Annotated in this window: 23 protein-coding genes, 1 tRNA gene and 1 pseudogene; 14 read left to right on the top strand and 11 right to left on the bottom strand. The window is 64.3% G+C overall.

The window, feature by feature from the left end; translation table 11 throughout:
* Positions 1–41: 41 nt before the first annotated feature.
* The gene (locus AAFP05_RS04475; RefSeq protein WP_341728652.1) at positions 42–959 is read right to left on the bottom strand and encodes a DUF4862 family protein; all 918 of its coding nucleotides are present in this window, start codon (positions 957–959) and stop codon (positions 42–44) included.
* A gap of 262 nt (positions 960–1,221) precedes the next feature.
* Here AAFP05_RS04475 and AAFP05_RS04470 point away from each other — a divergent pair, with 262 nt between their 5' ends.
* The 8 genes from AAFP05_RS04470 to AAFP05_RS04435 all read left to right on the top strand — a co-directional run bounded on the left by AAFP05_RS04470 (position 1,222) and on the right by AAFP05_RS04435 (position 12,063).
* Positions 1,222–1,932, top strand: coding sequence for a TetR/AcrR family transcriptional regulator (locus AAFP05_RS04470; RefSeq protein WP_341728651.1), 711 nt, complete (start codon positions 1,222–1,224; stop codon positions 1,930–1,932).
* A gap of 1 nt (position 1,933) precedes the next feature.
* Complete coding sequence (locus AAFP05_RS04465) at positions 1,934–3,667, top strand: ABC transporter ATP-binding protein (protein WP_341728650.1); 1,734 nt, start codon at positions 1,934–1,936, stop codon at positions 3,665–3,667.
* A gap of 59 nt (positions 3,668–3,726) precedes the next feature.
* A complete protein-coding gene (locus tag AAFP05_RS04460; protein WP_341728667.1) occupies positions 3,727–5,682 on the top strand; it encodes an ABC transporter ATP-binding protein in 1,956 nt (651 codons plus the stop codon).
* Between the two features lie 84 nt (positions 5,683–5,766).
* The gene (locus tag AAFP05_RS04455; protein WP_341728649.1) at positions 5,767–6,234 is read left to right on the top strand and encodes a hypothetical protein; all 468 of its coding nucleotides are present in this window, start codon (positions 5,767–5,769) and stop codon (positions 6,232–6,234) included.
* Between the two features lie 60 nt (positions 6,235–6,294).
* Positions 6,295–6,894 (top strand): hypothetical protein, encoded by a 600-nt coding sequence (locus AAFP05_RS04450; RefSeq protein WP_341728648.1) that lies wholly within the window; start codon positions 6,295–6,297, stop codon positions 6,892–6,894.
* 42 nt (positions 6,895–6,936) lie between these two features.
* A complete protein-coding gene (locus tag AAFP05_RS04445) occupies positions 6,937–8,463 on the top strand; it encodes a serine/threonine-protein kinase (RefSeq protein ID WP_341728647.1) in 1,527 nt (508 codons plus the stop codon).
* 166 nt (positions 8,464–8,629) lie between these two features.
* A complete protein-coding gene (gdhA, locus tag AAFP05_RS04440) occupies positions 8,630–9,970 on the top strand; it encodes an NADP-specific glutamate dehydrogenase (protein WP_341728646.1) in 1,341 nt (446 codons plus the stop codon).
* 203 nt (positions 9,971–10,173) lie between these two features.
* Positions 10,174–12,063: a heavy metal translocating P-type ATPase gene (locus AAFP05_RS04435; RefSeq protein WP_341728645.1), complete on the top strand. Its 1,890-nt coding sequence runs from the start codon at positions 10,174–10,176 to the stop codon at positions 12,061–12,063.
* Positions 12,064–12,138: 75 nt separating this feature from the next.
* On the opposite strand, the gene AAFP05_RS04430 is transcribed toward AAFP05_RS04435, so the two are convergent.
* Entirely contained in the window at positions 12,139–12,597 is a 459-nt protein-coding gene (locus tag AAFP05_RS04430) for a hypothetical protein (RefSeq protein WP_341728644.1), read from the bottom strand.
* Positions 12,597–14,177 (bottom strand): helicase HerA-like domain-containing protein, encoded by a 1,581-nt coding sequence (locus AAFP05_RS04425; protein WP_341728643.1) that lies wholly within the window; start codon positions 14,175–14,177, stop codon positions 12,597–12,599. The genes AAFP05_RS04430 and AAFP05_RS04425 overlap by 1 nt, the downstream gene beginning before the upstream one ends.
* Before the next feature lie 130 nt (positions 14,178–14,307).
* On the opposite strand from AAFP05_RS04425, the gene AAFP05_RS04420 reads away from it, so the two are divergent.
* Together AAFP05_RS04420 and AAFP05_RS04415 are read left to right on the top strand one after the other, a co-directional pair.
* Positions 14,308–14,622: a type II toxin-antitoxin system VapB family antitoxin gene (locus AAFP05_RS04420; protein WP_341728642.1), complete on the top strand. Its 315-nt coding sequence runs from the start codon at positions 14,308–14,310 to the stop codon at positions 14,620–14,622.
* A 41-nt stretch (positions 14,623–14,663) separates the two neighbouring features.
* Positions 14,664–15,179, top strand: a complete 516-nt coding sequence (locus tag AAFP05_RS04415; protein WP_341728641.1) for a LytR C-terminal domain-containing protein — start codon at positions 14,664–14,666, stop codon at positions 15,177–15,179.
* 19 nt (positions 15,180–15,198) lie between these two features.
* Here AAFP05_RS04415 and AAFP05_RS04410 read toward each other — a convergent pair whose 3' ends face one another.
* The 3 genes and pseudogenes from AAFP05_RS04410 to ald form a co-directional block, all read right to left on the bottom strand.
* Positions 15,199–16,530 carry an FUSC family protein gene (locus AAFP05_RS04410; protein WP_341728640.1) on the bottom strand — a complete coding sequence of 444 codons (1,332 nt, stop codon included), beginning with the start codon at positions 16,528–16,530 and terminating at the stop codon, positions 15,199–15,201.
* A gap of 274 nt (positions 16,531–16,804) precedes the next feature.
* Positions 16,805–18,217: pseudogene (gene cycA / locus AAFP05_RS04405) on the bottom strand (D-serine/D-alanine/glycine transporter); the annotation flags it as partial.
* Between the two features lie 157 nt (positions 18,218–18,374).
* A complete protein-coding gene (ald, locus tag AAFP05_RS04400; RefSeq protein ID WP_341728639.1) occupies positions 18,375–19,493 on the bottom strand; it encodes an alanine dehydrogenase in 1,119 nt (372 codons plus the stop codon).
* Positions 19,494–19,621: 128 nt separating this feature from the next.
* Here ald and AAFP05_RS04395 point away from each other — a divergent pair, with 128 nt between their 5' ends.
* The gene (locus tag AAFP05_RS04395) at positions 19,622–20,137 is read left to right on the top strand and encodes an Lrp/AsnC family transcriptional regulator (protein ID WP_341728638.1); all 516 of its coding nucleotides are present in this window, start codon (positions 19,622–19,624) and stop codon (positions 20,135–20,137) included.
* Between the two features lie 7 nt (positions 20,138–20,144).
* Here AAFP05_RS04395 and AAFP05_RS04390 read toward each other — a convergent pair whose 3' ends face one another.
* Positions 20,145–21,641, bottom strand: a complete 1,497-nt coding sequence (locus AAFP05_RS04390) for an amino acid permease (protein WP_341728637.1) — start codon at positions 21,639–21,641, stop codon at positions 20,145–20,147.
* A gap of 45 nt (positions 21,642–21,686) precedes the next feature.
* Positions 21,687–22,949, bottom strand: a complete 1,263-nt coding sequence (gene kynU / locus AAFP05_RS04385; protein ID WP_341728636.1) for a kynureninase — start codon at positions 22,947–22,949, stop codon at positions 21,687–21,689.
* A gap of 138 nt (positions 22,950–23,087) precedes the next feature.
* On the opposite strand from kynU, the gene AAFP05_RS04380 reads away from it, so the two are divergent.
* A complete protein-coding gene (locus AAFP05_RS04380; RefSeq protein WP_341728635.1) occupies positions 23,088–23,576 on the top strand; it encodes an Lrp/AsnC family transcriptional regulator in 489 nt (162 codons plus the stop codon).
* Between the two features lies 1 nt (position 23,577).
* Entirely contained in the window at positions 23,578–24,354 is a 777-nt protein-coding gene (locus AAFP05_RS04375; RefSeq protein ID WP_341728634.1) for an alpha/beta fold hydrolase, read from the top strand.
* A gap of 267 nt (positions 24,355–24,621) precedes the next feature.
* Here the strand turns inward: AAFP05_RS04375 and AAFP05_RS04370 are convergent.
* The 3 genes from AAFP05_RS04370 to AAFP05_RS04360 form a co-directional block, all read right to left on the bottom strand.
* A tRNA-Ser gene (locus AAFP05_RS04370) sits at positions 24,622–24,706 on the bottom strand.
* Between the two features lie 63 nt (positions 24,707–24,769).
* A complete protein-coding gene (locus AAFP05_RS04365) occupies positions 24,770–25,207 on the bottom strand; it encodes a nucleoside deaminase (protein ID WP_341728633.1) in 438 nt (145 codons plus the stop codon).
* A gap of 17 nt (positions 25,208–25,224) precedes the next feature.
* A complete protein-coding gene (locus AAFP05_RS04360) occupies positions 25,225–25,872 on the bottom strand; it encodes a tRNA adenosine deaminase-associated protein (RefSeq protein ID WP_341728632.1) in 648 nt (215 codons plus the stop codon).
* Between the two features lie 128 nt (positions 25,873–26,000).
* Between AAFP05_RS04360 and upp the strand changes: the two genes are divergently transcribed.
* Entirely contained in the window at positions 26,001–26,645 is a 645-nt protein-coding gene (gene upp / locus AAFP05_RS04355; RefSeq protein ID WP_341728631.1) for a uracil phosphoribosyltransferase, read from the top strand.
* Positions 26,646–26,690: the final 45 nt, after the last annotated feature.

Below are 26,690 nucleotides of genomic sequence, written 5' to 3'. Positions count from 1 at the left end.
CCGGTCGGCTCTGGTGGCTGCGGTGAACATCATGAGCCAGATCAGGCGATAGGACCCTCCAGACCCCTGGCGATGATCAGCGCAGCGTTCTCGTCCAGGCCGGCCAGCTTCGCATCCGCCGGCAGATCTGCCGGACGCAGCGCGATCTTGAGTCCAAAGCTGACGTCCCCAGCCGCCTGGATCGCGGCGGCTACCTCGGCCGCGCCAAGCAACGAGCTGTCGGGGGCCACCGCGGTACCGGCCAGCGGCACATGCTGATCGGCCCAGGCATCGCCCCAGGCACTGGGGACGTCGGTGCAGCTGGAGAAGCCGACGTGACGCAGCCAGCCGGAAACCGCTGCCGTCTTGATCTGCTCCAATGGGGTGTCGGCGCTGCGGCCTTCGATGGCGCTGCGCGCCCAGTTGATCACCAGGCCCCAGCCGATCTGCGGCGCAGCGGCCGAGACCTGCTCCAGTACGGCAATCTCGTCATCAAGGCTGAGGTAGCCCTTCTGCGGAGCCTGGCCTTCGACGTGGGCGTCACAGTGCTCCACCCAGAGCTGGACGCCGCCCCAGTCGAGCCCGGCGAGTTCGATCAACGACTCGGCGAACGTGCTCGCGTCCGCTTTGCCGGTGGGAGCCGAATGCAGTTGCACGGCCTTGATCTGGTGTCCGTCGACGACCAGCTTGGCCACCGCCGCGGCCTCACCACGCGCCCATTCCAGAGCGCGCTGGCGTCCGGGCTCATCGGGCGACGCCAGACCGAAATCGGGGTCCTTGGCGTTGTGACCGGTGGTACCGGGAACGCCGCTGACGATAGCGGGCAGATCGGCCGGCGCGCCGTCGGGCCACGCCAACTTGTCCGCGTAACCCAGTTCCAGTCCACCCAGCCAATCGCGCAGCGCCAGCTCGCGCACGAACTCGCGGCGGGTCTGGTCGTCGGCGGGCCACGTATTGTAGGCGGACGAGAACAGTTTCATGTCAGACTCCCTCGGTCTTCGTTGGCTCCAGTTTGGGTCCGGTCGGTGGGCACAAGTCTGGCACGAACGATCCGGCCCCCAGGAACAGCTGCCAACAGTTGCAGCGGCCACCGAAATGCCGGCAGCCTCTGCGACGATCGATAGCTGCTGTGACCACTGGGCCGCCACGACCGTGACCTCACCGGTGGCCATGGCTATCGATAGCTGCTACGACCACCGGGTCATTTGTGAGTGAGCGCTCACTCAGCTACAGTTATCCGCCGTGGGTAGAGCGCAAGCCATGTCGCCGGACGAGCGTCGCCAGGCCATCATCGAAGCCACCAGACCCTTGCTGGTCTCCGGTGGCGGCCAGTTCACCATCAAGGAGGTCGCGGAAGCCGCAGGCATCGCCGAAGGCACCATCTTCCGTGTCTTCGCGTCCAAACAGGAGATCATCAACGCGGTCGTCGCAGACGTACTCGACACCGGATCGTTGTGCCGCCGGATCGCGGCGCTGCCGGACCAGCCCGACTTCACGATCCATCTGGCGGCCCTGATCGCCATCCTGACCGAAGATGTGGACGCGACCCACGCCGCGTTCACCGCTGCCCGGCTCGGCGGCTGCGACCCGGTGGTCCCGCCACCACCACATCAGAAAAGCAGCGCGCGGCCGGATGGCCACGGCGGCATGCCCCACGCGGAGCATCACCGGCGTGGCAAGAACGGCTTCCAGGAGCGCAACAGCAAGGTGCGCGAAGCCATCATCGCATCGCTTCAGCCGTGGGCATCCCGGCTTCGGCTGCCTGTCGAACAGGCGGCCTTCCTGATTCAGAGCACCGCCTTCAGCGCCCTCCACTTCGTCTTCGACGACCGGTTCCTGTCTGACCCAGCATTGCTGGCCGACACTCTCACCTACGGCATCTACAGCGGTCATCCCGATGGGCCCACTCAGGCGCAGCAGGTCACCCATCGCCGCAATCTCTCTAAGGACTGACATGCTTTTCAAGCTCATCGGCCGGTATATCCGGCCCTATCGCCGCGAACTCATCGCCGTGCTGATATTGCAGCTGATCTCGGCTGTGGCGTCCCTGCTGCTGCCGAGCCTCAACGCCAGCATCATCGATGACGGCGTCGCCACCGGAGACACCGGCTTCATCCTCAACCACGGCGCGATCATGCTCTCGGTTGCGCTGGTCCAGGGTCTTTGCCAGATCGCCGCGGTCTATTTCGCGGCACGGATCGCCATGTCATTCGGACGCGATGTGCGCGCCGGGGTCTTCGACAAGACGCTGTCGTTCAGCGTCCGCGAGATGAACCAGTTCGGTGCGCCGTCGCTGATCACCCGGTCCACCAATGACGTCCAGCAGGTGCAGATGCTGATCTTGATGACCTGCGCCATCATGATCACCGCACCCATGACGATGATCGGCGGGGTCGTCATGGCGCTTCGCGAAGATGTCGGTCTGAGCTGGCTCATCGTGGTCGCCGTCATCCTGCTCGGCACGGTCGTGGGCATCATCGTGGCCAGGATGACCCCGCTCTTCCAGGCCAACCAGCGCAAGATCGACAGCCTCAACCAGGTCGTCCGCGAGCAGATCACCGGTATCCGCGTGATCCGGGCATTCAATCGCGAGCCTCTTGAGCGCGAGCGTTTCCGTGCGGCCAATGACTCGTTGATGCAGCTCGGCTATGCCATCGGCGGACTATTCGCCGTGCTCTTCCCCTTCGTCATGCTGGTCATGAACATGGGCAGCGTCTCGGTGATGTGGTTCGGCGGTCATCGAGTGGATTCCGGTGAGATGGAGATCGGCCAGCTGACTGCCTATCTCACCTACCTCATGCAGATCCTGATGAGCGTGCTGATGGCCACCATGATGGGCATGATGGCGCCGCGCGCCGTCGTCTGCGCCGAGCGCATCATGGAGGTCCTCAACACCGACACAACCGTTGTTCCACCGGCCAACCCGGTCACCGCACTGTCCCAGACCGGCACCGTCCGCTTCGAGAACGTCGAGTTCAGCTATCCGGGCGCGGAAGCACCAGTGCTGAGCGGCATCTCTTTCGAGTTGCGGCCCGGCCAGACCACAGCCGTGGTTGGTTCGACCGGTGCCGGCAAGACGACCCTGGTCAATCTGATCCCCCGGCTCTTCGACGCCACCGGTGGACGAGTGCTGGTCGACGGTGTCGACGTGCGCGAGATCGACCCCGATCTGCTCTGGTCGCGGATCGGTCTGGTGCCGCAGAAGCCTTACCTGTTCAGCGGCACCGTCGCGTCCAATATGCGTTACGGACGACCCGACGCCACCGATGAGCAGCTCTGGGAAGCACTGACGATCGCGCAGGCGGCCGACTTCGTCTCCGAAATGGACCTCACCGTCGACGCGGCGATCGCTCAGGGCGGCACCAATGTCTCCGGCGGCCAGCGCCAGCGGCTCTCAATCGCCCGCGCTTTGGTGAAGCGCCCCGAGATCTACGTCTTCGACGACGCATTCAGTGCCCTGGACGTCGCGACGGATGCGCGGCTGCGAGCCGCCCTAGGGGGCTGGGCCGCCGATGCGTCGGTGCTCATCGTGGCACAGCGCATCTCGACGGTGCGGCAAGCCGACCAGATCATCGTCTTGGACGATGGAACCATCGCCGGCATCGGCACCCACGAAGAACTAATGGACAGCTGTCAGACCTACCGCGAGATCGTCGAGTCGCAGCTGAGCGTGGAGGAGGCAGCATGAGCGTCAAGCAGAGCACTCCCGAGGAAGGCTCACCCGAGGAGAAAATGCCCGAGAAGAAGATGCAAGTCACGGCGAATGCGCGTCCCAAGAACGCGCCCAGCCGAATAGGGCATGGTCCGGGGGCCGGTGCCGCCGCTGCGGAGAAGGCGGTCAACTTCGGCCCGTCGCTGATGCGGTTGCTGGGGTTCATGAAGCCCGAACGCCTGCTCTTCGTGGTGGTCATCATCATGGGTGTCGCCTCGGTCGCGGGCACCGTCGTGGGCCCCAAAATCTTGGGCAAGGCCACCGATGTGATCTTCTCGGGGATCATCGGCAAGAACTTGCCGGCCGGCATGACCCAGCAGCAGGTCATCGACATGCTGCGCGCCAATGGCCAAGGACAACTGGCCGACATGCTCTCCGGCATGACTGTCGTACCTGGTCAGGGAATCGACTTCAGCCTGCTCGGCCACTGGCTGGGCCTGGCCGTCGGGCTCTATCTGATCGCCGCCGGGCTCGGATTCCTGCAGAACTTCATGCTGAACCGAGCCGTCCAGCGCACCACCTTCCGGATGCGCGACGAGATGCGGGCCAAGATCGATCGGCTGCCGCTGAGCTACTTCGATGCGCAGCCGCGCGGCGAGTTGCTCAGCCGGATGACCAACGACATGGACAACGTGCAACAGACGCTGCAGCAGACCCTGGGGCAGCTGCTCAACTCGATGCTCACCTTGATCGGCGTGACGATCATGATGCTGTCGGTCAGCCCGCTGTTGGCCGGCATCACCGTGCTGATCGTCCCGTTGGCGGCCGTGATCTCGATGTTCATCGGCAAGAAGGCGCAGAAGCAGTTCGTCTCCATGTGGGATGCCACCGGCGAGCTGAACGGACAGATCGAGGAGGCCTACACCGGTCACTCGCTGGTCAAGGTCTTCGGACGCCAGCGCGAGGTGGAGAGCACCTTCGAGGTGACCAACCACCGGCTGTTCAACTCCTCCTTCCGCGCCCAGTTCATCTCGGGCATCATCATGCCGGTCAACTCGTTCATCGGAAACCTGAACTATGTGGCGATCGCAGTGGTCGGCGGTCTACGGGTCGCCAATGGGCAGATGCCGCTCGGCGATGTGCAGGCGTTCATCCAGTACTCGCGGATGTTCACCCAGCCGATCACCCAGATCGCCTCGATGGCGAACCTGCTGCAATCCGGTGTTGCCTCAGCGGAGCGCATCTTCGAGGTGCTCGATACCAAGGAGATGACCTACGAGCAGACCGGTAGGCTGCCGGCCGATCTGGTCGGGCATGTCGAGTTCCGCGATGTCGACTTCTCCTACTCCCCCGATCGTCCGCTGATCGAGGGCCTGAGCATGGAGGCCAAGCCGGGCCAGACGGTCGCGATCGTCGGTCCGACCGGGGCCGGGAAGACCACGCTGGTGAACCTGCTGGAGCGTTTCTACGAGATCGACGGCGGCGAAATCAGCATCGACGGGGTGCCCACCACGACGGTCTCCCGATCGGCGTTGCGCGAGCCTCTCGGCATGGTTCTGCAAGACACCTGGCTGTTCGGCGGCACGATCCGAGACAACATCGCCTATGGCTTGCCCGGCGCGACCGAAGAGGAGATCATCGCCGCCGCCGAGGCTGCCCACGTCGATCAGTTCGTGCACCGGCTGCCCGCCGGCTATGACACGGTGATCAACGACGAGGGGACGAACGTCTCCGCGGGTGAGAAGCAGCTGATCACCATCGCCCGGGCGTTCATCAAGCAGCCCGAGGTGCTGATCCTGGACGAGGCAACCTCGTCGGTCGATACCCGCACCGAGTTGCTCGTCCAGCAGGCGATGGCCAAGCTGCGCGCCGGACGAACGAGCTTCGTCATCGCGCACCGGCTGTCGACGATTCGCGACGCGCATCTCATCTTGGTGATGAACCAGGGCGCGATCGTCGAACAGGGCACCCACGATGAACTGATCGCTGCGAAGGGCGCCTACTACGACCTTTACCAGTCGCAGTTCTCCGCAGCCATCGAAGAGGACTGAACCGCGCGGGCCGACCCTGATCGGCCCGGCAGACCGAGAGCCTGGCCAGAGCCGCCTAACCCCGGCACTGGCTAGGCTCTCGGCATGTCTTCGGGGTCCTTGCCGCTCATCAGCCGGTTCGCCGCGTTGCTCGCCGCACTGGGGTGCTGGGCGACGGCCTGGGTGCCGATCTCGTCCACCAGGCCCGACGCCCCGTTCACCATCGAATATGGCCTGTTCGACCACCAGATCGACAACCCGATGGCCATTGTGCTGGCTGCGACCTGGCTGGTCACGCTGCTGGCCGGGCTCGCGTGGCTACCCGGGGCACCGCGATGGTGGCCATTCGTGGCGCTCGCCGCCGTGGCGGTACAGATCGCCACCGCCATCCTGCACGCGCTACCGACCGGGGTGTTCTGGGACGGCATGGACGAGTTCGGCAACCCGACAGGCGGCTACGAGGAGATTCTGCCCGCCACCGGCTGGTGGCTACTCGTGCTGGCCACCGCTCTGATGCTGCTGGCAGCACTCGTGCCGTTGGTCCGACGCCGCCGGGCACCACGCGGCCGATAGGCCTGCAGCCGACGGCAACCGGCTCGGGCCGCTAGGGGCATTCTTGTAGTCTGGCTACTCGTGGAGAATGAGATAGTTGCCGACGGCGAGATCCTCGCCGATGAGCGTCGCCGGCAACGCAAATACGGCCGCATCTACCGCATTGCCACCGCAGCTCTGCTGCTGGCTGCAGGTGTTGGCGTGATCTTCGCAGGTTTCTCGGTCAGCGCCCGGTCGGGCTGGATCGTGCTGATCGGCATCGTCGCGATGATCGCGGTGGTCGTCGCGATGAACTGGCGGATGGATCGCAAGAGCCCCGAGGATCTGGTCACCACCGGCCCGTGGTCGTGGGGGCAGGTCTACTCAGGCTCGCAGAGCCGCGAGATCTGGAACGCCATGGGCCCGCTGATCATGGGCTACGGTCTGGGCATCACCCGCCTCACCCGCAACACCGCGATGCTGGAGCGCAAGGCCAGTCTTCTGTACCGCAAGGGGATTCATCTGCTCGACGTGCGACCTTCGGTCGACCATCCGGGTTGGCATGTCATCACCGTGCAGTCGGCCCCGGATCTGCCGACCAGCCTCACCGACTTCGGACGCGGCCGCACCATCAACACCCAACTGCTGGGTGCCGTACCCGCATTCCGCAAACCCGGCGATCCCGATCTCGCGATCGGGTGATCGCGTCGAACAGGCACAGCCGCGTGGGGCAGGATAGTGAGCATGGAATCTGAGTTGCTGGCCGGACGCTACAAACTCGTGGCCCAGGTCGGCGAGGGCGCGACCGGGCGAGTGTGGCGGGGTGTCGACACGCTGCTGCAGCGGGCCGTGGCGATCAAGATCGTCGACCTGGCCGGCGCCACCGATCCGGCGATGGCCGAACGATTCCGCCGCGAGGGCATCGCGATTGCCGGGTTGAGCGACGATGCGATCGTGAAGGTCTGGGACACCGGCACCGATGCACGCCGCGGCTGGCTCGTGATGGAGTTGCTCAGCGGCCCCAATATCAGCAGGCTCGTCAAAGAGGGCGGGCCGCTCAGTTACCAGGTGGCCATGCCATTGCTGGCAGATGTCGCCGAAGGCCTGCAGGCGGCTCATGATGCCGGCATCACACACCGCGACGTCAAACCGGCGAACATCGTCTTGGACGCCCCCCGCGGCGCCGACGACACGCCGCCCGACCTGCTGGTTCATCCCGAACTCGGTCGTCCGGTGCTGGTGGACTTCGGCATCGCCCGGCTGGTGGACGAAGCGGGCAAGCACCTGACTCGTCCGGCCACCGCCATCGGCACCGCCGCCTATATGTCACCGGAGCAGGCCCGCGGCATGGAGGTCGGCCCGGCGTCCGACGTCTACTCGCTCGGCTGCGTCGCCTACCACCTGCTGCTCGGACGCCCGCCGTTCCTGGCCGACAGCTCGATCGCGGTTGCCCATTCGCAGGCCTTCGACATCCCGATCCCGCTGGCCGAACTGAGCCCCGACGCCCCACCGGCGCTCGACACCCTCGTCACCAGGATGCTCGCCAAGGATCCTGGCGAGCGTCCGACCGCCCGCGAGGTGGCCAGGGAGTTGCGCGCGATCGCGGCGAATCCGCAGATCGCTCCCAGCGTCCCACTCGATCCGACTGCCACTCAGCTGATGGGCGCCACGGCGGAGACTCAGCTGATCGGCGATCAGCCGGTCGCCGGCGCCCCGCTCGGGCACACTCAGGCGATGCCCCCTACCCAAGGCTCTGCGGCAGCGGCGACCTATCCCTCCGCGCAGTATCCCGCGTCCGAGCAGACCGGCTGGCAGGACCCGGCGAATCAGGCCGACTATGGGCCGGTGGCCGACGCCGCCCAGCCGCCAGACGGCGACGGCAAGACCCGCGGCACCCGCCATTGGGGAGCCTGGCTGGTCGGCCTGCTCATCGTCGGCCTGATCGCCGCCCTGGTCTATTCGTGGACGACGGGTACCCGCACTCCGTCCCAGATCCCGACCGTCACCCTGACCTCCACCGCCACCACCAGCCCGACGACCACCTCGGCCAGGCCGACAACGACAGCGCCCAAGACGACCACTGCGGCTGTTCCGACCACGACCGCCCCCACGATGACCACCACGACGCAGCAGCCGACCACGACCGCGCCCCCGACGACTGCCACGCAGGTCCCCACCACAACCCAGCAGCCTCCGACCACCGCGACCAGTGCGCCGGAACCCACTTCACCAGATGACACGGACACCGAGGACCCCGGTCAATCGCCGTAAGGACCCTCCGATGGATACCGCTGCGTGTCGCTTCCTGGATCAGAAACCGCCACTCGACGCGCTGATCCATCGTCAGGCCCTAAAATACCGCTGTTCATAGTGTGGAATGACGTCTGCACCCGAGGGTGCGGTTCCACACTGCAATGAGCATGACGAAAGGACCCCTGTGGAAGCCAACTTGACGCACGTCTATGACCAGATCATCGCCCGGAACCCCGGCGAGGCTGAGTTCCACCAAGCGGTACGCGAAGTCTTTGACACTCTCGGCCCGGTCATCGACCGCAATCCTCAATACACCGAAGCCGCCGTGCTGGAACGCATCTGCGAGCCGGAGCGCCAGATCATCTTCCGGGTGCCGTGGGTCGACGACGCCGGCAAGGTGCAGATCAATCGCGGTTTCCGGGTGGAGTTCAACTCGGCGCTCGGCCCGTACAAGGGCGGTCTACGCTTCCACCCGTCGGTCTACCTGGGCATCATCAAGTTCCTGGGCTTCGAGCAGATCTTCAAGAACTCGCTGACCGGCCTGCCGATCGGCGGCGGCAAGGGCGGCGCGGACTTCGACCCGCACGGACGCTCCGACGGCGAGGTCATGCGCTTCTGCCAGTCGTTCATGACCGAACTGGCCAACCATATCGGCCCGCAGACCGACGTTCCCGCTGGTGACATCGGCGTCGGCGGTCGCGAGATCGGTTACATGTTCGGCCAGTACCGCCGCATCACGAACCGCTACGACGCGGGCGTGCTGACCGGCAAGGGTCTCACCTGGGGCGGTTCGCTGGTGCGCACCGAGGCCACCGGGTATGGCCTGGTGATGTTCACCGAGCGGATGCTGGCCACCCGTGGGCTCGGCTTCGACGGCAAGCGGGTCTCGATCTCCGGTTCGGGCAATGTCGCGACCTACGCCACCGAGAAGGCCCAGGAGTTGGGCGCCAAGGTGATCACCTGCTCGGATTCGTCGGGTTATGTGGTGGACGAGGTCGGCATCGACCTTGATCTGCTCAAGCAGGTCAAGGAGGTCGAGCGCGGACGCGTCTCCGACTACGCTGTTCGCCGCGGCTCGAGTGCAACCTTCGTGCCGGGTGGCTCGGTCTGGGATGTTCCGGTCGACGTCGCGCTGCCGTGTGCGACCCAGAACGAGCTCGGCGAGACAGCTGCGGCAGCGCTGCTGAAGGGTGGCGTGGCGGCCGTTGCGGAGGGCGCCAACATGCCCTGTACCCCGGCCGCTATTGCTGCCTTCCAGCAGGCGGGCGTCCTCTACGCGCCGGGCAAGGCGTCCAACGCGGGTGGCGTGGCGACCTCGGGTCTGGAGATGCAGCAGAATGCGTCCCGCGATTCGTGGAGCTTCGAGTTCACCGAGAACAAGTTGGCCGACATCATGGAGAACATCCACGATACGTGTGCCCAGACTGCCGAGGAATACGGTCACGCGGGTGACTACGTGATGGGTGCCAATATCGCCGGCTTCATCAAGGTGGCCGACGCGGTCATCGCCCAGGGCCTGATCTGATCAGAAGACGCGCCCGCCAAGCAGCGGCTACCGAGAATCGCAGCGGCTACCGAATTGCCGGTAGCCGCTGCTTTCGCGCCGAACAAATCGGTAGCCGATGGCACGACCGTCTGATGACTGGCTCATTCCCAGCGCCCGGGTGACCGCATAAGGGGTGCCTAGCCTCGCTGGCGAAGGCAACATATCTCGGGTAGACCGAAACAATGGTTCGACTACTTGCCGCTATTCGCAGGTATCCCTTTGTGGTGGCAACGCTGCTGGTCGCTGCCGCTGCGCAGGTCCTCACCCTGACTGCGCGGGGCGAGTTCAGCAGGTGGCTGCTGGCCGGCTTCGCCCTGCTGATCGCGGCCAGGTCGGCGTGGGCGATGGTGCGAGAGCTACGCGCCGGCACCTTCGGAATCGACATCCTGGCGGTGACGGCGATCGTCGCGTCAGTGGTCGTCGGTGAGTATTGGGCGGCGCTGGTGATCGTGCTGATGCTCACCGGTGGAGAGGCGCTCGAAGACTACGCGGCCAACCGCGCCAAGCGGGACCTGACGGCTCTGCTCTCCCGCGCCCCTCAGCTCGGGCACCGCATGACGGCAGACGGGGCGACCGAGGATGTGCCGATCGACGCGGTCGTTCCCGGCGATCGGGTCGTGGTCCGTGCTAACGAGGTCGTGCCGGTCGATGGCACCCTGATGAGTGAACTCGGGGTGTTCGACGAGTCCTCCCTCACCGGGGAGAGCATGCCCGTTGAGAGATCGACCGGCCAGGAGGTGCTCTCCGGTGGCGTCAACGGTCGGACGGCTGTCGTGTTGCAGGTCACGCGGGCGGCCAAAGACAGCCAGTATCAGCAGATCGTCGCGCTGGTCGAGTCGGCGACGGCCAGTACCTCCCCGATGGTGCGCCTGGCCGATCGCATCGCTTTGCCGTTCACTGCGGTGGCGTTCGCGATCGCCGGGGTGGCCTGGTTGGTATCGGGCGACCCGGTGCGCTTCGCGGAGGTGCTGGTCGTCGCTACCCCGTGCCCGCTGATCATCGCCGCGCCGGTGGCATTCATGGCGGGGATGAGCCGATCCGCGAGGGAAGGCGCGATCGTCAAGAGCAGCGCCACCCTGGAGAAGCTCCACCGCGCCCGGACCTTCGCGTTCGACAAGACCGGCACCCTCACCCAGGGTGAACCCAGCCTGGTCGACGTGCGGACGACCGGTACCATCGAGCCCGACGAGCTGCTGCGGTTGGCAGCATCCGCTGAGCAATTCTCCGCTCATGTGCTGGCTGCTGCGGTCATCAAGTCCGCCTCCGGCCGGGGTCTTCCGCTCTCCGGCTCCACGGACGCCGAAGAATCGACAGCCAACGGAGTCACGGCGAGCATTGACGGCCACACTGTAGTCGTCGGCAAGCGCTCGTTCGTCTCCGCAACAGTGGGACAGGAGATTCCAGGCACGCCATTGAACAGCGGCGAACTGGCGATCTACGTCGCCGTCGACGGCACCTCGGCGGGCGCACTGGTGTTCCGAGATGAAGTTCGAGCGAACGCCCGCGCGACCATCGACAACCTGCGCGCACAGAGCATCCACCGGATCGTCATGCTTACCGGCGACGACCGACCCACCGCAGTGCACGTTGCGTCAACCCTCGGTATCGCGGACGTGCGGGCAAACTGCCTACCCATCGACAAAGTCAACGCCATCAACGCCATCACCGAACGTCCCGTCGTGGTGGTCGGCGACGGTGTCAACGACGCGCCCGTCCTAGCCGCCGCCGACGTCGGCATCGCGATGGGTGCACGCGGATCAACCGCGGCCAGCGAATCCGCCGATGTGGTCATCCTCCGCGACGATATCTCCCGAGTTGCACGGGCACACACCGTAGGATGCGAGACGGTGAACGTCGCCCTGCAGAGCATCTGGGTCGGCATCGGCCTCAGCGTGATTCTTATGATCATCGCCGCGTTCGGGATGCTCCCCGCACTCATCGGAGCCTGGCTCCAAGAGGGCGTCGACGTCATTTCAATCCTCTGGGCTCTGCGCGCCTCTACCGGCAGCAAAGAGACTCATCCGCCGCTCGTCGCGACGGTTGCCGAAGCACTTCCTGTTGCGGTCTCCTGACCAGACAGCCCTTGCGATCTTCTGGTGAGCGCCACCGTTGCCAGGCCAAGCGTAGCCAGCACGTCAGACAGGTCGTCAGCCTTCGGACGGCCAGTCGCGACGGTAGTGGGCCAGCCATTCCTGACGAGACCGGCGCATGACGACCGTTGCCCCGGTCGCGCACAGCGCTATCCCGAGGTAGGCGAGTTCGAGCCACGCGTCCGCGGGAGCCTGCCACAAGACCGCGATGAATGCCCCGTAACCGGCAGCCAGCCACATCACGACCGCCATCATCATCAACCCGATCACCACCGAGCGCCGCGGTTCTCGCTCGGAGAGCCGCTCGGTGCCGTCAGCGCGCGACCGCCTGGCTGCTCCGATCGCCAAGAGCCAGATCGCGGCCAGGAAGATGATCGCGAAGATAACGGTGAAGATCACCTGACCGAGGGTCGAACCCTGCGCGATCTGTCCGCCGATCATCCCCAGGCTCCCGAGTACGCCACCGGACTGCATCGCCCGGACAGGCCATTGGTCGCGCAGGCCGAGCTGCGCCATCAGCGACGCCGCGCGGTGCCGAACAGCGAGCGGACGATCTCTCGTCCGGCTGAACGGGCGAACTGTTTCACCACGCTCGAATTCGCCACCTGCTCTATCACCGACTTCTCGGCCTTCGGTGCTCTGGTCTTCGAAGCGGCCTTCGGCTGAGCAGTTGCCTTGGGCTGAGGTGGCGCGGGAAGCTGTGCCCGAGCGGTCTCGGCGCCGGCGGCAAGCTTGCGGGCAAGCATCTCGTAGGCCGAGTCCCGATTGATCTGCTGACCGTAGCGGGCCATCAGCGGGCTGGCGGCGATCATCTGGTCCAGCCGCGCAGGAGCGGTCGGCCCCATCTTCGACTGCGGCGCGAAGATCCTCGTCCAGGCGACCGGAGTCGGGGCACCATCGGGATCCATCACCGTCACGACGGCCTGCCCGATACCCAGCTGCGTCAACAGCTCGGCGAGTTCGTAGCCCGATTTCGGGAACGTGTTCACCGTAGCCCTGAGGGCCTTCGCGTCGTCGGGGGTATGCGCGCGCAGCTGATGCTGGATCCGGCTGCCGAGCTGGGCGAGCACATCAGACGGCACGTCCTTGGGTGTCTGGGTGACGAAGAAGACGCCGACCCCTTTCGAACGGATCAGCCGCACCGTCTGGGTTATCTGCTGGACGAAGGCCTTGGACGCCCCGTTGAACAGCAGGTGCGCCTCGTCGAAGAAGAAGACCAGCTTCGGACGATCGGCATCCCCGACTTCGGGAAGATCATGGTAAAGATCGGCCAGCAGCCACATCAGGAAGGTAGAAAACAGAGCCGGACGATCCTGCACGTTCGGCAACTCCAGCATGCTGACGACACCGCGTCCGTCCGGAGTCGTCCGCAGCAGATCATGGGTATCAAACTCCGGCTCACCGAAGAAGACTCCGGCTCCCTGCTGGTCGAGGTTGACGATCGACCTCAGGATCACGCCAACCGTCTGGCTGCTGAGACCGCCGATCTGCTTCAACTCGGGTTTGCCCTCGTCGGAGTCGAGGTACTTCAAAACCGCCACCAGATCCTCGAGGTCCAGCAGCGGCAGACCCGCCTGGTCGGCGAAGTGAAAGACCAGACCCAGACTGGACTCCTGGGTCTCGTTCAACTCCAACACCTTGCTCAGCAGAATCGGACCGAAGCTCGAGATCGTGGCCCGCAACCCGATCCCCTTGCCCTGCCCGCCCAACGCATAGAACTCGACCGCCGAGGCCGCAGCATGCCAGTCCTGCCCGTTCTTCGCTGTCCGCGCCAAGAGCTTCTCATTCGGCTCGGCGGGGGTCGCCATACCCGAGAGGTCACCCTTGATGTCGGCGGCGAAGACCGGGACGCCGGCCTGGGCGATCTGCTCGGCCAGCACTTGCAGCGTGATCGTCTTGCCGGTGCCGGTGGCACCGCTGACCAGTCCATGCCTGTTCAACATGGCGAGTGGGATGCGGATCCGGGCATCGGTTACCGGCTCATCGTCCACGCTCAGAACCCCGAGATCGATGGCCGGCTCGTCGAAAATATATCCCGCGCGGATCGCCTCGACCTCGGCTTCGGCGGCCGACTCGTTCGGCTGATCAGCTGACATGTCACCAAGCATGCCATGGCACGATCGCGCAGGTACCGCACGCGGAGCAGTGGGCCGTGCCAGAAGACTTTAGCTAAGGACTTCGGCGATCATCCGGGGACCTGAGGCCTCGGCTGGCTAGTATGGCCGAGTGATCTTCAAGCGAGTCGGCGATGACAGACCATACCCCGATCACGGCTTCAGCCAACGTGAATGGGCCTCGGTCGCGCCGCAGCAGGTGCGCCTCGATCAGCTCGTCACCACCAAGAGCACGCTCAATCTGGATGCCCTGTTAGAAGAGGACTCGACGTTTTACGGGGATCTGTTCGCCCACGTGGTGCTCTGGCGCGGCGAACTCTACCTCGAGGACGGCCTGCACCGCGCGCTGCGATCCGCGCTTCAGCAGCGGTCCACCGTACACGCTCGCGTCCTTGATCTCGATCAATCGCACGGTCGAGTAGGCTAACGCCATCATCGCCCTCTGGGCCCAGCACTTCAGGAGCAAACGTGAGGAGTTCAGCGCGTAGATGGGCGGCCCCCATCACGTTGCTCTTGCTACTCGCTCTGTTGGGCTACGGCTTGTGGTGGGGCTGGAATCAGCTGACCCGTCCCTTCGCGAACTCCAACCCCTGCGTCACCCAGTCCGCATCCGTGCTGATCACCACCCAGGTCACGGTGCAGGTCTTCAACGGGGGCAGCCAGGCCGGGCTGGCGAGCCAGGTCAGCGAACAACTGGCGTACCACGGTTTCAAGACCAAGTCGCCTGCGAACACCAACGAGCAGGTCGGCGCGACCGTCATCGTGGGAGCCTCGGCGGACTCGCCGGAAGTACAGCTGGTGGCCGGATTCTTCGTGGACGCGCAGACCCGCGGGGACGAGCGCACCGACGGCACCGTCGACGTGCTGCTGGGCGATAGCTACGCCGGCTTCAACGATGCCGCTCCCACATCGATCGATGTACCCGGCGGCGTCATCTGCGTCCCGGAGGCCACCGACCAACCGGCCACCGAGAACGCCGGTTGAGAGGCTCACCAGCTGACGGCTATGTCTGGGTCGTCTTGGTCTGGGTCGTCTTGGTCTGGGTCGTCTTGTCGGGCATCGCGCGGTCGGGGGCAGCCAGACTCTCCGGTTCACCGGGCCGGATCTCTGGTCGCGGTCCTACCACGGGTAGTTGTTCGGTCCCCCAAATCGCCGATGCCAACTCGACATCGGGAGCCTCGGGATCCTCGTCCGGTTTGAAATCGCCGGTGTCGGCAAGTACCGCCCGCGCCTGGGCCATCGACAGTCCGGTGAGCTCCAACATGTCGACCGTGACCGCGCGCAGCATCGACATCAGCGCCGCAGTGCGCCAGTCTTCCGGTTCATCGACAAACTTGGCCGGACCGAGCGTGCCCGCCATCTGCACTGCCTGATCGCGCGCCTCGGTCGGCCGCTTCCACTCCGAAATGCCTCGGGAGATCTGCTCCAGCAGGTCGGCCGCGTGCCACATCGGGGCCGCCAGATCGGCCATCGGGCCAACCTCCGAGACCATGCCTCGTCCCTGCCGTTGCATCATCGACAAGGTGACATGCATGCGTTCGATGAGTTCGAGCATGCGGTCCAGCTCGGCCAGGCCCTGCCTGGCACCGAAGGCGCGGGGGCTGACCGACGCGGTCTCCTGCGCGCTGGTGAGGGCCCTGCGTCCGTCGTTCAGCAGCTCGCGCAACGAGGCGAGACGGCCCCGCAACGAGGCGATAGCCTGGGCGTCGCCGTCCATCAGGCCCTTGCTCAGTCGTCGCATGATCCGCGCGACTTCCAAGACCGCGTACGAAACGTAGCGCTTCGGACGAGTCATCACGTTGGTGGGCAAGACCACGGTGGCCAGCAACGCCACGATCGAGCCGACCACGGCATTCAAGAACCGGTCGATGACCGTGACCGCATGTGGCCCAGAATTCATCAGTGCCATCATGGCCGCCACGACCATCGACTGGATGGCCATCTGGAAGGCGACCATCTCTGCGCGGTCGATCAGCCGTCCGATCAGCGGACAGACCAAGAAAAGCACAAAGAGCTGCAGCGGCCCGAAGCCCCAATATTGGCCGACCAGACCGCCGATGAGCACGCCCACGCTCGCTCCGACGCCCATCTCGACCGCCTTACGCAGCTCGCGGTTGCGGCTGAGGCCCATACAGACGAAGGTGACGATCGGAGCGAAGATCGGTGCCGGGTCGTTGAGTACATAGCGGCAGAAGAGCCAGGAGATGGTGGCGAAGAACGCGGTCTGCAAGGTGGGAATCGCCGCGCCCTTGACCCGGATCCAACCGGCCCTGAAGTTGGCCGAGAAATAGGACGACCAGCGTGTCCACCAGGGTTCCATCTGCGCCTCACTCACTGGCGTCAGTCTACTCGCCAGGCGCTGAGCCCCCGCAGGCCAGTCTCCGCCGCCGAGAGTGAAAGGCCGACCAGGCGCGTGGAGTGACGCGTGCCTGGTCGGCCCATGACCGAAGAGTCAACGACTAGCTATGAGGTACCGGGCGCCTGTCATGCGTGGCGGAACCGATCGGCTCCCGCATATCATTCTCGGTCACCCAAGGCTCCGACTCGCTCAGCACCAATTCTTCCTGGCTGACCGGAGACGGTCCATCCGAAACGGCCGGTTTGCGGATGTCCTCAGGATGACGACGACGGTACACCGCATAGATGATGCCCAGCACGATGAACCAGATCGGCGTGACCATCAGCGCGGTCCTGGTGTCCTGCTCCATCATCAGGATGCCGATCATCCCGACGAAGAATGCCAGCACCACGTACGACAACACGATGCCGCCGGGCATCTTGTAGGTCGAGGCTTCGTGCAGCTCCGGATTGCGGCGTCGGTAGACCAGGTAGCTGATCATGATGAGGCTCCACACGAAGATGAACAGCACCGATGCGACGGTGGTGGCCACGGTGAAGGCCTCGATGACCGAGTCCGACAGGTAGAGCAAGACCAGACCGGGCAGCAGGCAGGAGCAGGAGAAGATCAGGCCGTTGGCCGGCACCTTGTGCTTGGTCAGGCGCCCGAACCGCGACGGGGCCTTGTTATCGAGCGCGAGCCCGAAGAGCATCCGGGAGGTCGAGAAGATGCCCGAGTTGGCCGACGAGGCGGCCGAGGTCAGGACGACGAAGTTGATGACCGAGGCAGCAGCGCCGAAGCCTGCCAACGCGAACATCGAGACGAACGGGCTGACAGCCGGATCGATCGAACGCCACGGGGTGACGCTCATGATCGCGGCCAGCGCGCAGATGTAGAAGAGCATGACTCGCACCGGGATGGCGTTGATCGCCTTCGGCAGCGTCGTCAGCGGGTCCTTGGTCTCGGCGGCTGCGGTGCCGACGAGCTCAATACCGACGAAGGCGAAGAAAGCGATCTGGAAACCGGCCAGGAATCCGTGACCACCGGTTGGGAAGAACCCACCATCATTCCAGAGATTGGCGAGCGAGGCCTGATGACCCTCGGGCGAGACGAAGCCCGCGAAGATCATGACGATCGCGACCACGATCAGCGACACAATCGCGACGATCTTGATCATGGCGAACCAGAACTCGACCTCACCGAAGAGCCGGACAGCGATCAGGTTCAGGCCCAGCAGCAGCGCAACCAGGCAGGTCGCGGCGAGCCACTTCGGTACGTCCGGCCACCAGAACTGTACATAGGCGGTGACCGCGGTCAGATCGGCGATGCCGATCACGATCCAGCAGAACCAGTAGGTCCAGCCGGAGAAGAAGCCTGCCCACGGGCCGAGGATCGCCTCGGCGATATCGCGGAACGACTTGTAATTCAGGTTCGACAACAGCAGTTCGCCCATGGCTCGCATCACGAAGAAGAGCAGTGTGCCGATGATGGCATAGACGATCAGGATGGAGGGGCCGGCCAGATGGATGGTTTTGCCGGAGCCCATGAACAAGCCGGTGCCGATGGCACCGCCGATGGCGATCAGTTGCAGATGCCGGTTGCCCAAGCCTCGCTCAAGATGCGTATCCGATTGAGTATCGGGGGCCGTAGCGGTCTGAGACGTGGGTGATTCTTTGCTACTCACGTGGGAACTCCTTCGTTTCCTGGGGTGTGCTGACACCGGCGGGAACTTCGGATGGGCGGGTGCCCATCCGAAGCGAGGGTACTCGCCTGCCTCCCAATGAGGTCAGGTGGGCCCTCGGTCCGCCGGCCTAGGTTTCCGATGTACCGATCGTGTGCAGCTACGCAGCGAGCACGTGCTCGATGGAGATGAAGCTATGACCCCAAGCAGCGGCGACAGGCTCGCTGGTGAGCTCGCCACCAACGGTCGACAGACCGCGGGCCAGCGTCTTGTCGCGGCACAGTGCTTCGCGCCAGCCGAGGTCGGCCAGCCTGGTCGCGTACGGCAGGGTGGCGTTGGTGAGTGCGTAGGTCGAGGTGACCGGCACCGCGCCCGGCATGTTCGCAACGGCGTAGAAGACGCTGTTATGCACCGGGTAGGTGGGATCCGCATGGGTCGTCGCGTGCGTGTCGGCGAAGCATCCGCCCTGATCAACAGCGATGTCCACGAAGACCGAACCCGGCTTCGCCGAGGCGACCATCTCGTTGGTGACGAGCTTGGGAGCGCGTGCGCCAGGGATCAGCACGGAGCCGATGACCAGGTCCGCCTCGGCAATCGCGTCGCGGATCGCATACGAGGTGGACGCAACCGTGGACACGCCACCCTTGAACTCGGAGTCGAGCTGAGCCAGCCGGTCGAGATTCACGTCCAGCACAGTCACCTGGGCGCGCATGCCATATGCCATCTGCGCCGCGTTGTAACCCGCGGTGCCGCCGCCGATGACGACGACCTTGCCGGCCTTCACACCGGGCACGCCCGAGATCAGGATGCCGTCGCCGCCGTGGTGCTTCATCAGGCACTGGGTGCCGACCAGAGTCGACAGACGTCCGGCGACCTCGCTCATCGGGGAAAGCAGCGGCAGCGTGCCGCGGTCGGTCTGCACCGTCTCGTAGGCGATCGACGTCGTGCCGGACGACAACAGGGCGTCGGTCTGGGCCTGATCGGCGGCCAGATGCAGGTAGGTGAACAGCACCAGGTCAGGACGGAGGAAGCCGTACTCAGCAGCAATCGGCTCCTTCACCTTCATGACCATGTCAGCCGAGCCCCAGGTATCGGCGGCAGAGCTGATGAGGGTCGCGCCGGCATTCTTGAAGGCTTCGTCGGTGATTGCCGAGCCGAGACCGGCACCGGCCTCGATCAGAACTTCATGCCCGTGCTGGACCAGTTGATGTACGCCGGCCGGGGTGATGGCGACGCGAGATTCCTGGCTCTTGATCTCCTTGGGAACACCGATTTTCATGATCTACCTTCCAAAGTTTGACGCCCCGCGCCCTTGCGGGGCCCATGACGAAAAGCGTGCTGAAAAAAACATCGCCAAGAAAGACCCAGGGCCTTTGTGGTGAGGATCCTTCAGGATAAATTTGCGGAGTGACTCATAAGGATGATCACGCCAAGGCAATGGCGCCGAAGAATCCTCGCCCACTCGATGCAACCGATCAGCTGATTCTGCAGTTGCTGATGGCCCGCGGACGTATCCCCAACAGCGCGCTGGCGCAGGCGGCCTCGGTCGCCGAATCAACCGCACACAACAGGGTGCACGCTCTGATGGACTCGGGCGTGATCCGTGGAGTGCACGCCGATGTCGACCTCGCTGCCCTCGGGCGCCCATTGGAGGCACTGATCCAGGTCCAGATCCAGCAAGGTGCCCGTGCCGAACTGCACTCCGAAGCGGAGCGGCTGGCTCATTGCCCGGGGGTCATCGAGGTCTACTTCCTCGCGGGAGCACGTGACCTGCTGGTGCGGGTGGCGGTGCCGAACTCGGCCGCGTTGCGCGACTTCGTGCTGCACGAGCTGAATCAACACGGATCGGTGGCTTCGACGGAAACGTCCACGGTGCTGGAGCACATCCGCGGCGCGCATCCGCTCGGGAATCTCGCTTCCTGACACACTGCTAGAGCTCGGGTGCCACTTTTCGCCGTCGCCTTGGTGTACTTGTCTTTGACGGCGACAATCTCTCGGCTGCTGCCTCAGCGGTTGATTCTGCGGCGGACTCCGCCGCTCGCTCAGCTGCGGACTCGGCGAGTTTGCGTGGCCGCACCCGAAGCCAATACCAGACACTGACGACGGCCAGGAACGGACTGCCGAAGACCAGCGTCATGTTGAAGGATGAGTCCGTAAACGCGGTGGTCAACAGAATCGCCGCCATCAAGAAGACTCCGACATAGGTGCCGACCGGGTAGAACGGCAACTTGTACTTCACCGGGATACCCTGCTTGGCCAGGCTACGGCGGAAGAAGATATGTGAGACGAAGATCATCATCCAGGTGAACATCGCACCAAACATCGAGATCGCCATCATCACCACGAAGGCCTGCTCGGGATTGATGACGTAGACGATAGTTGCAATCGCAATGCCAATGGCCGACAGCACCAACGCGTTCACCGGAGCGCCGTTCTTGGCCACTCGGCCGATGAATGCTGGTGCGTCTCCCCCGCGTGCCAGACTGAAGGCCATCCTCGTAGAGGTATAGAGCTGGCTGTTCATGGCTGACAAAGCGGCGATGATCACGACGAAGTTGAGGATGCTGTCAGCGAAGGGGATGCCGAGCACGGACATCACCGTGACGAAGGGGCTTCCGCCCTCGAGGATCTCATGCATCGGGGCGATGGCCACGATCAGCGCCAAGGTACAGATGTAGAACAGGAAGAGTCGCAGGATCACGGTGCGGAAGGCAGACTTGGTCGCCGTTTCGGGATCCTCCGCCTCACCGGCCGCGACCGCAATCATTTCGATGCTCAGATAGCTGAAGATCGACACGATCACCGCGATCCAGGTACCCCAGATCCCATTGGGCATGAAGCCACCATCGGCGGTGTAGTTGTGAAAGCCGAAGTCCGGACTGAAGTTACCGAAGACCGCGACGGCGGCCATGATGATGAAGGCGATGATCGCGAAGACCTTGATTGATGACAGCCAGAACTCCAGCGTCCCGAAGGCGTGCACGTTGAACATGTTGACGCCGATCAGGGCTGCGGAGAAGCAGATAATCCACACCAGGCCGGGCACATCCGGCAGCCAGAACTTCATATAGGTGCCGATGGCGGTAACCTCGGTGCCCACCGCCAGCACGATGCACGACCAGTAGGAGATACGGACGAGGAAGCCGGCCATCGGACCGATGTAATGCTCGGCGTAGGCACCGAACGAGCCCGAGGTCGGATGCTGAATGGTCATCTCCGCCAACGCTGCCATCAATAGCAGCGCGACTACCGCGCCGATGGCATAGCTGATGATGACGCTCGGGCCGGCATAGCTGATGGCAAACTTGGATCCGAGGAAGAGACCGGTACCGATGGCACCGCCGAGGGCGATCATGCTGATCTGGCGAGAGGTCAATGCCTTGCTTAGGCCTTGTTCTCGCGCTTGAATTTTGTCGAAGCTGCTCATGGTTTCCCCTTGAGGGTCGGACCTGCTGATGGAAGCAGAAGGAAGCTAGGTGACGGCGCCGCGAGTGCGGAACTCTTCGGTGTCCCAGGCACGGGTGTCGAGGATCTCAGCGAGGATCTCGACCGCGTCCCAGATATCGGTGAAGCTCAAGTAGAGCGGGGTGAGCCCGAGTCGTATCACTTCGGGCTCTCGGTAGTCACCGATCACGCCGCGCGCGATGAGAGCTCGGACGATTGCGTATCCCTCGGGATGACGGAAGCTCACATGGCTGCCTCGGCGGTCATGTTCGCGCGGCGTGATCAACGTCAGCGGATGATCGGCGCACGTGGTCTCGACCAGGTCGATCAGCAGATCGGCCAACGCTAGTGACTTGCGCCGCACCTCGGCCATATCGGCCTCGGCGGCGATTTCCAGACCGCATTCGGCGATCGCCATCGAGGTGATCGGCTGAGTGCCGCAGAGGTAGCGGCCGATGCCTTCGGCCGGCACGTATTCCGGGCGCATGTCGAACGGCGCCCGATGGCTCCACCAGCCTGACAGCGGCTGCCAGAATCGGTTCTGGTGCTGCTCGCTGACCCAGATGAACGCTGGGGCACCCGGACCGGCGTTCAGATACTTGTACGTACAACCGACCGCGAAATCGGCGGCGCAGGCAGACAGCTCAATCGGCAACGCGCCCGCGGTATGGCACAGGTCCCACAGCATCAGCGCGCCCGCGTTGTGGGCTTGGGCGGTGACCGCCGCCATGTCCCGCAGCAGACCGGTGCGGTAATTGACGTGCGAGAGCGCAACCAAGGCGACGGAGTCGTCCAGCAGGTCGTCGAGGTTGACCTGGTCGTCATTGATCAACTTGAGTTCGTAACCACGGTCGATGAAAGCAGCCAGGCCCTGCAGGATGTAGAGATCGGTGGGGAAGTTGTCGCGCTCGGAGATGATGACCCGTCGTCCGGGACGATCGGCTTCTTGGATAGTCAGCGCCGCGGCGACCGCTTTGAAAAGGTTGATGGACGTGCTGTCGGTGACCACAGTCTCACCGGCCTGACCACCGATCAGCGGAGAGAGCATCTCGCCAAGCCGGGCCGGCAGATCGAACCAACCCCGGGTGTTCCAGGCCCGGATCAGCTGATCACCCCACTCTTCGCTAATGACCTCAGCAGCGCGATGCGGCGCCGTGGCCGGCATCGGGCCGAGAGAGTTACCGTCCAAGTAGATGACGCCCTGGGGAAGAACGAACCTACTGCGAAAGCCGGCCAGCGGATCGCGTTCGTCCGCCTGCATGCAGGCTGCACGGCTAGTAGGGGTATTCATCGCAGATCCCTTCGATAGATTGACTCCGACTTCGGATGCGACGGTGCACCGAGCTTCGTCCTCAATGGATGCGAGAATCCTGAACTACCCGCGGGCGGTCTGCTATTGTCTTCGAATATTGACTCAGCGGAGGCAACGATGGCCAGATTAGATTTCGAATCGCTGTCGATCTGCGAAATCGAAACGAACAATCTTCGGCTGGATTCAGTAGATGTGTCGCTACTGCAGCAGCTCTCGGACAACGGGCGCAGGCCCAACAATGCGCTCGCAACCCACGCCGGTGTCGCACCCTCGACGGCCCTGTCCAGAGTACGCCGTCTGGAAGAGATAGGCGTGATCAGGGGCTACCACGCCGACCTTGATCTCGCACTGCTCGGGTTCGGCATCGAGGCCCTGCTCTTCTTGCGGGTGCAACCGAACGCACGCACCAGAATGCTCGGGATCGCCCGCCGTTTGCGGGCAGAGTCGCAGGTCCAGCAGGTATTCGTGGTCGGTGGTGATCGAGATCTGGTCGTCGATGTCATCTGCAAGAGCACCTCGGATTTACGGGACTTCCTGCACCACAAGATTGGATCAGATCTCGATCTCGGGTCCTCAAGCACCAGCTTGGTCCTGGAGACCCTGTGAGATGACAACGACCCGAGATGAGCTGAACGTCGGCTACGGACCGGACCCGGCGCAGGTCTACGATGTCCGGCTGCCCGCTGCGCAGATGCAGTCCATGGGCCGGCGGCTGCCCACGGTGGTTGTCATCCACGGCGGCTTCTGGCGCGGCATCTGGGATCGCAGCCACGCCGCCGGGCAGGCGCAGCGCTTCGCAGACACCGGTCACCCGACTGCGGTAATGGAGTATCGGCGGATGGGAATGCCGGGTGGTGGCTACCCGGGCACATTGGAGGATCTGCGGGCGGGTCTGGCGGCCATCATCGCCGATCCCCGGTTTCCGGAACCACGGGTCTTGGTGGGTCACTCGGCGGGTGGACAACTCGCGCTATATGCACTGGAAACTTGCGACGGAGTCGCCGGGGCCGTCGTCCTGGGCGGCTGCGTCGACCTCGGGCTGGCGGTGGAACGCAACCTCGGCAACGGTGCCGCACTCGATTTCCTCGGGGGCGGCCCTGTCCAGCTACCCGAACGCTATGCGGACGCCGACCCCGCCGCGCGATTGCCGTCGGCCGGCCGGGTGGTACTTATTCATGGCATCGAGGACGACGAAGTCCCGCTGGCGATCAGCGAGTCGTATCTGGCGAAGGCGATCGCGGCAGGGTCGCAGGTGAGTCTCGTCCGGCTGCCCGGTGTCGGCCACTATGAACTGATCGATCCGGACGATGCCGCGTTCGAGCCCGTGCTCGCCGCAGTCGACGGTTTCGGGGATCTTGAATGCCGGCGCGTGGCGGAGGACTAGGCGTCTGCTGAGCAGTCGAGATTGGCAAGAAACCCACACGCTTACGAATACTCTGCCCTGTCAAGCATTGACGCTATTGACGTAAATGTATTCGGGCCGCCGCTCAGTCAAGCACCTCGTCCAGTTCTGCGACGGGCGGATCCCCGGGAAGCACACCAATGGGAGGGCACTCATGCCCTCCCAGAGCGGAACTCGACGCTTGGCGTCTCAACTGCTTCGTCGACCTCGGGAGAGCAAGCAGGCTTGCTCTCCCCTCGGCCTTCCTCGCGGTGACGGAGGGATTTGAACCCTCGGTGGCTTGCACCACACTCGCTTTCGAGGCGAGCTCTTTCGGCCGCTCAGACACGTCACCGTCGACTAGGGTACGGCATCGGCCACCGGTTTTTCCAATCGGCCTTTTTGAATCGACCCGGGCTCAGCCGCGACGCTGGGCGAAGAAGGCTTTCAGTTGCGCCTCGGCCTCTGCGGCCAGCACACCGGCGGTGACTTCCACCCGATGAGTCAAGCGAGGATCCCGCACGAGGTCCCACAGCGACGACACAGCCCCCGCCTTAGGATCGAAAGCCCCGAAGACGAGGCGCTCGATGCGGGCGGCAACGATTGCCCCGGCGCACATCGCACACGGTTCGAGGGTCACCACCAGGGTGCATCCGGGCAACCGCCAGCCATCGCCGACAACGGCCTCGGCTCGGCGCAACGCCACGATCTCGGCATGCGCGCTGACATCCGCATGCATTTCGCGCTCATTGCCGCCGCTCGACAACTGCTCACCATCGGCCGCCAGTACGACCGCGCCAACCGGGACATCCCCGCCGGCCGCAGCCAGTTCGGCCACCTCCAGCGCTCGCCGCATCGCGGCGTCCCATCGGCTCAGTTGATCGCCCGTTCGAATGGTCCGCTGAGCTTCATCAGATCGATGACCTGGTGCACCAGCTGGTCGGAATCCTCATCGGGGTCGCCGGCGATCTGCTCCATGTCGAACTCGCTGACGCCCTGATCGGCCAGCATCTCGAAATCGCCCAGCACCTCAGAATCGTCGTCCGGATCGGGTACCTCAATGCCGAGATAATCGACCACATCGCGGGCGATCGGCCAGTCATTGGAAGCAATGGAATCGCTCAGCAGCACCTGCACCGTTCGTCCCCGCACCCGGCAGAGCACGAAGAACTGCCCCGCGATCGAGACCACACCCAGAGCGCCGGCGTCTCCGGGAAGCCGACGCAGTTGCTCCACGAGCTCTTCCAGATCGTTCGCCAGCTGCGGAGCCAGCTCCGTGGCAACCCCGACGCCGTCCTCACGGTACAGCGCGACGACGAAGTCGATCTCTTCCTCGGTGGCGTCGTCGTAATCGTCGTCGAAGTCGTCGTCCTCATCGTCTTCGTCGTCCGAATCGTCGTCGTCGAGTTCGTCATAGTCGTCCGGGACGATGCCGTCGTCCGGATCGGCATCGCGGGCATCAAATTCGTCGCCCAGGCCCTCGGGCTCACCGTCTACGAACTGCTCATCATCAGCGCTCATATCCTGGCTCCTCTTGTTCCCCGGGCGTACATCACCATGGTGTCAGATGCACGCTCCAGCTGAAAGTCCAGGGGCCACTTTCAGGCCCCACGCGCAATGCAGCATCGAGCTGTGCAAGGGTAAGCCACGTGGATCTCAAGGTACTCGACCACCCGTTGGTGGCCCATAAGCTCACCTGCCTGCGCGATGTCAACACCAAAAGCCCCACCTTCCGCGATCTGGTGGACGAATTGGTGACACTGCTGGCCTATGAAGCAACCCGCAATGTACGGACTCGGCCCATCACCATCCAGACGCCGGTCGTGGCCGAGACCCCAGGAGTTGCTCTGGCCGATCCGACACCCCTGGTCGTCCCGATCCTGCGGGCGGGACTCGGGATGCTCGGGGGCATGACCCGACTGATGCCGACGGCTGAAGTGGGGTTCGTGGGCATGGTGCGGGACGAACAGACCCTCAAGCCGTTTACCTACGCCGAGCGGCTACCGAACGACCTGTCCGGGCGCCAATGCTTCGTCCTCGACCCGATGCTGGCGACCGGTGGGTCGCTCAGCGGCTGCGTGCAGTTCCTCGCCGAGCGCGGCGCCGACGACGTGACGTGCATCTGTCTGCTCGCCGCGCCCGAAGGGGTCGAGAAGTTCCGCTCGCTGGTCGACGAGCTGATCATCAAGACGACGCTGGTTGTCGCAGCGGTCGATGACCACCTGAATGAGCATGGCTATATCGTTCCGGGTCTCGGCGATGCCGGTGATCGACTCTACGGAATCGTCGACTGATTCGGGCAGACTCGAGTTGCTTGCTTCTCGTTGGCGTGACTAACT

The organism is Brooklawnia sp. (genome assembly GCF_032229645.1).
Classification (GTDB): Bacteria; Actinomycetota; Actinomycetes; order Propionibacteriales; family Propionibacteriaceae; genus Brooklawnia.
The sequence above is the reverse complement of the archived record's forward strand: the minus strand, read 5'-3'. Positions and strand labels throughout refer to the sequence as shown.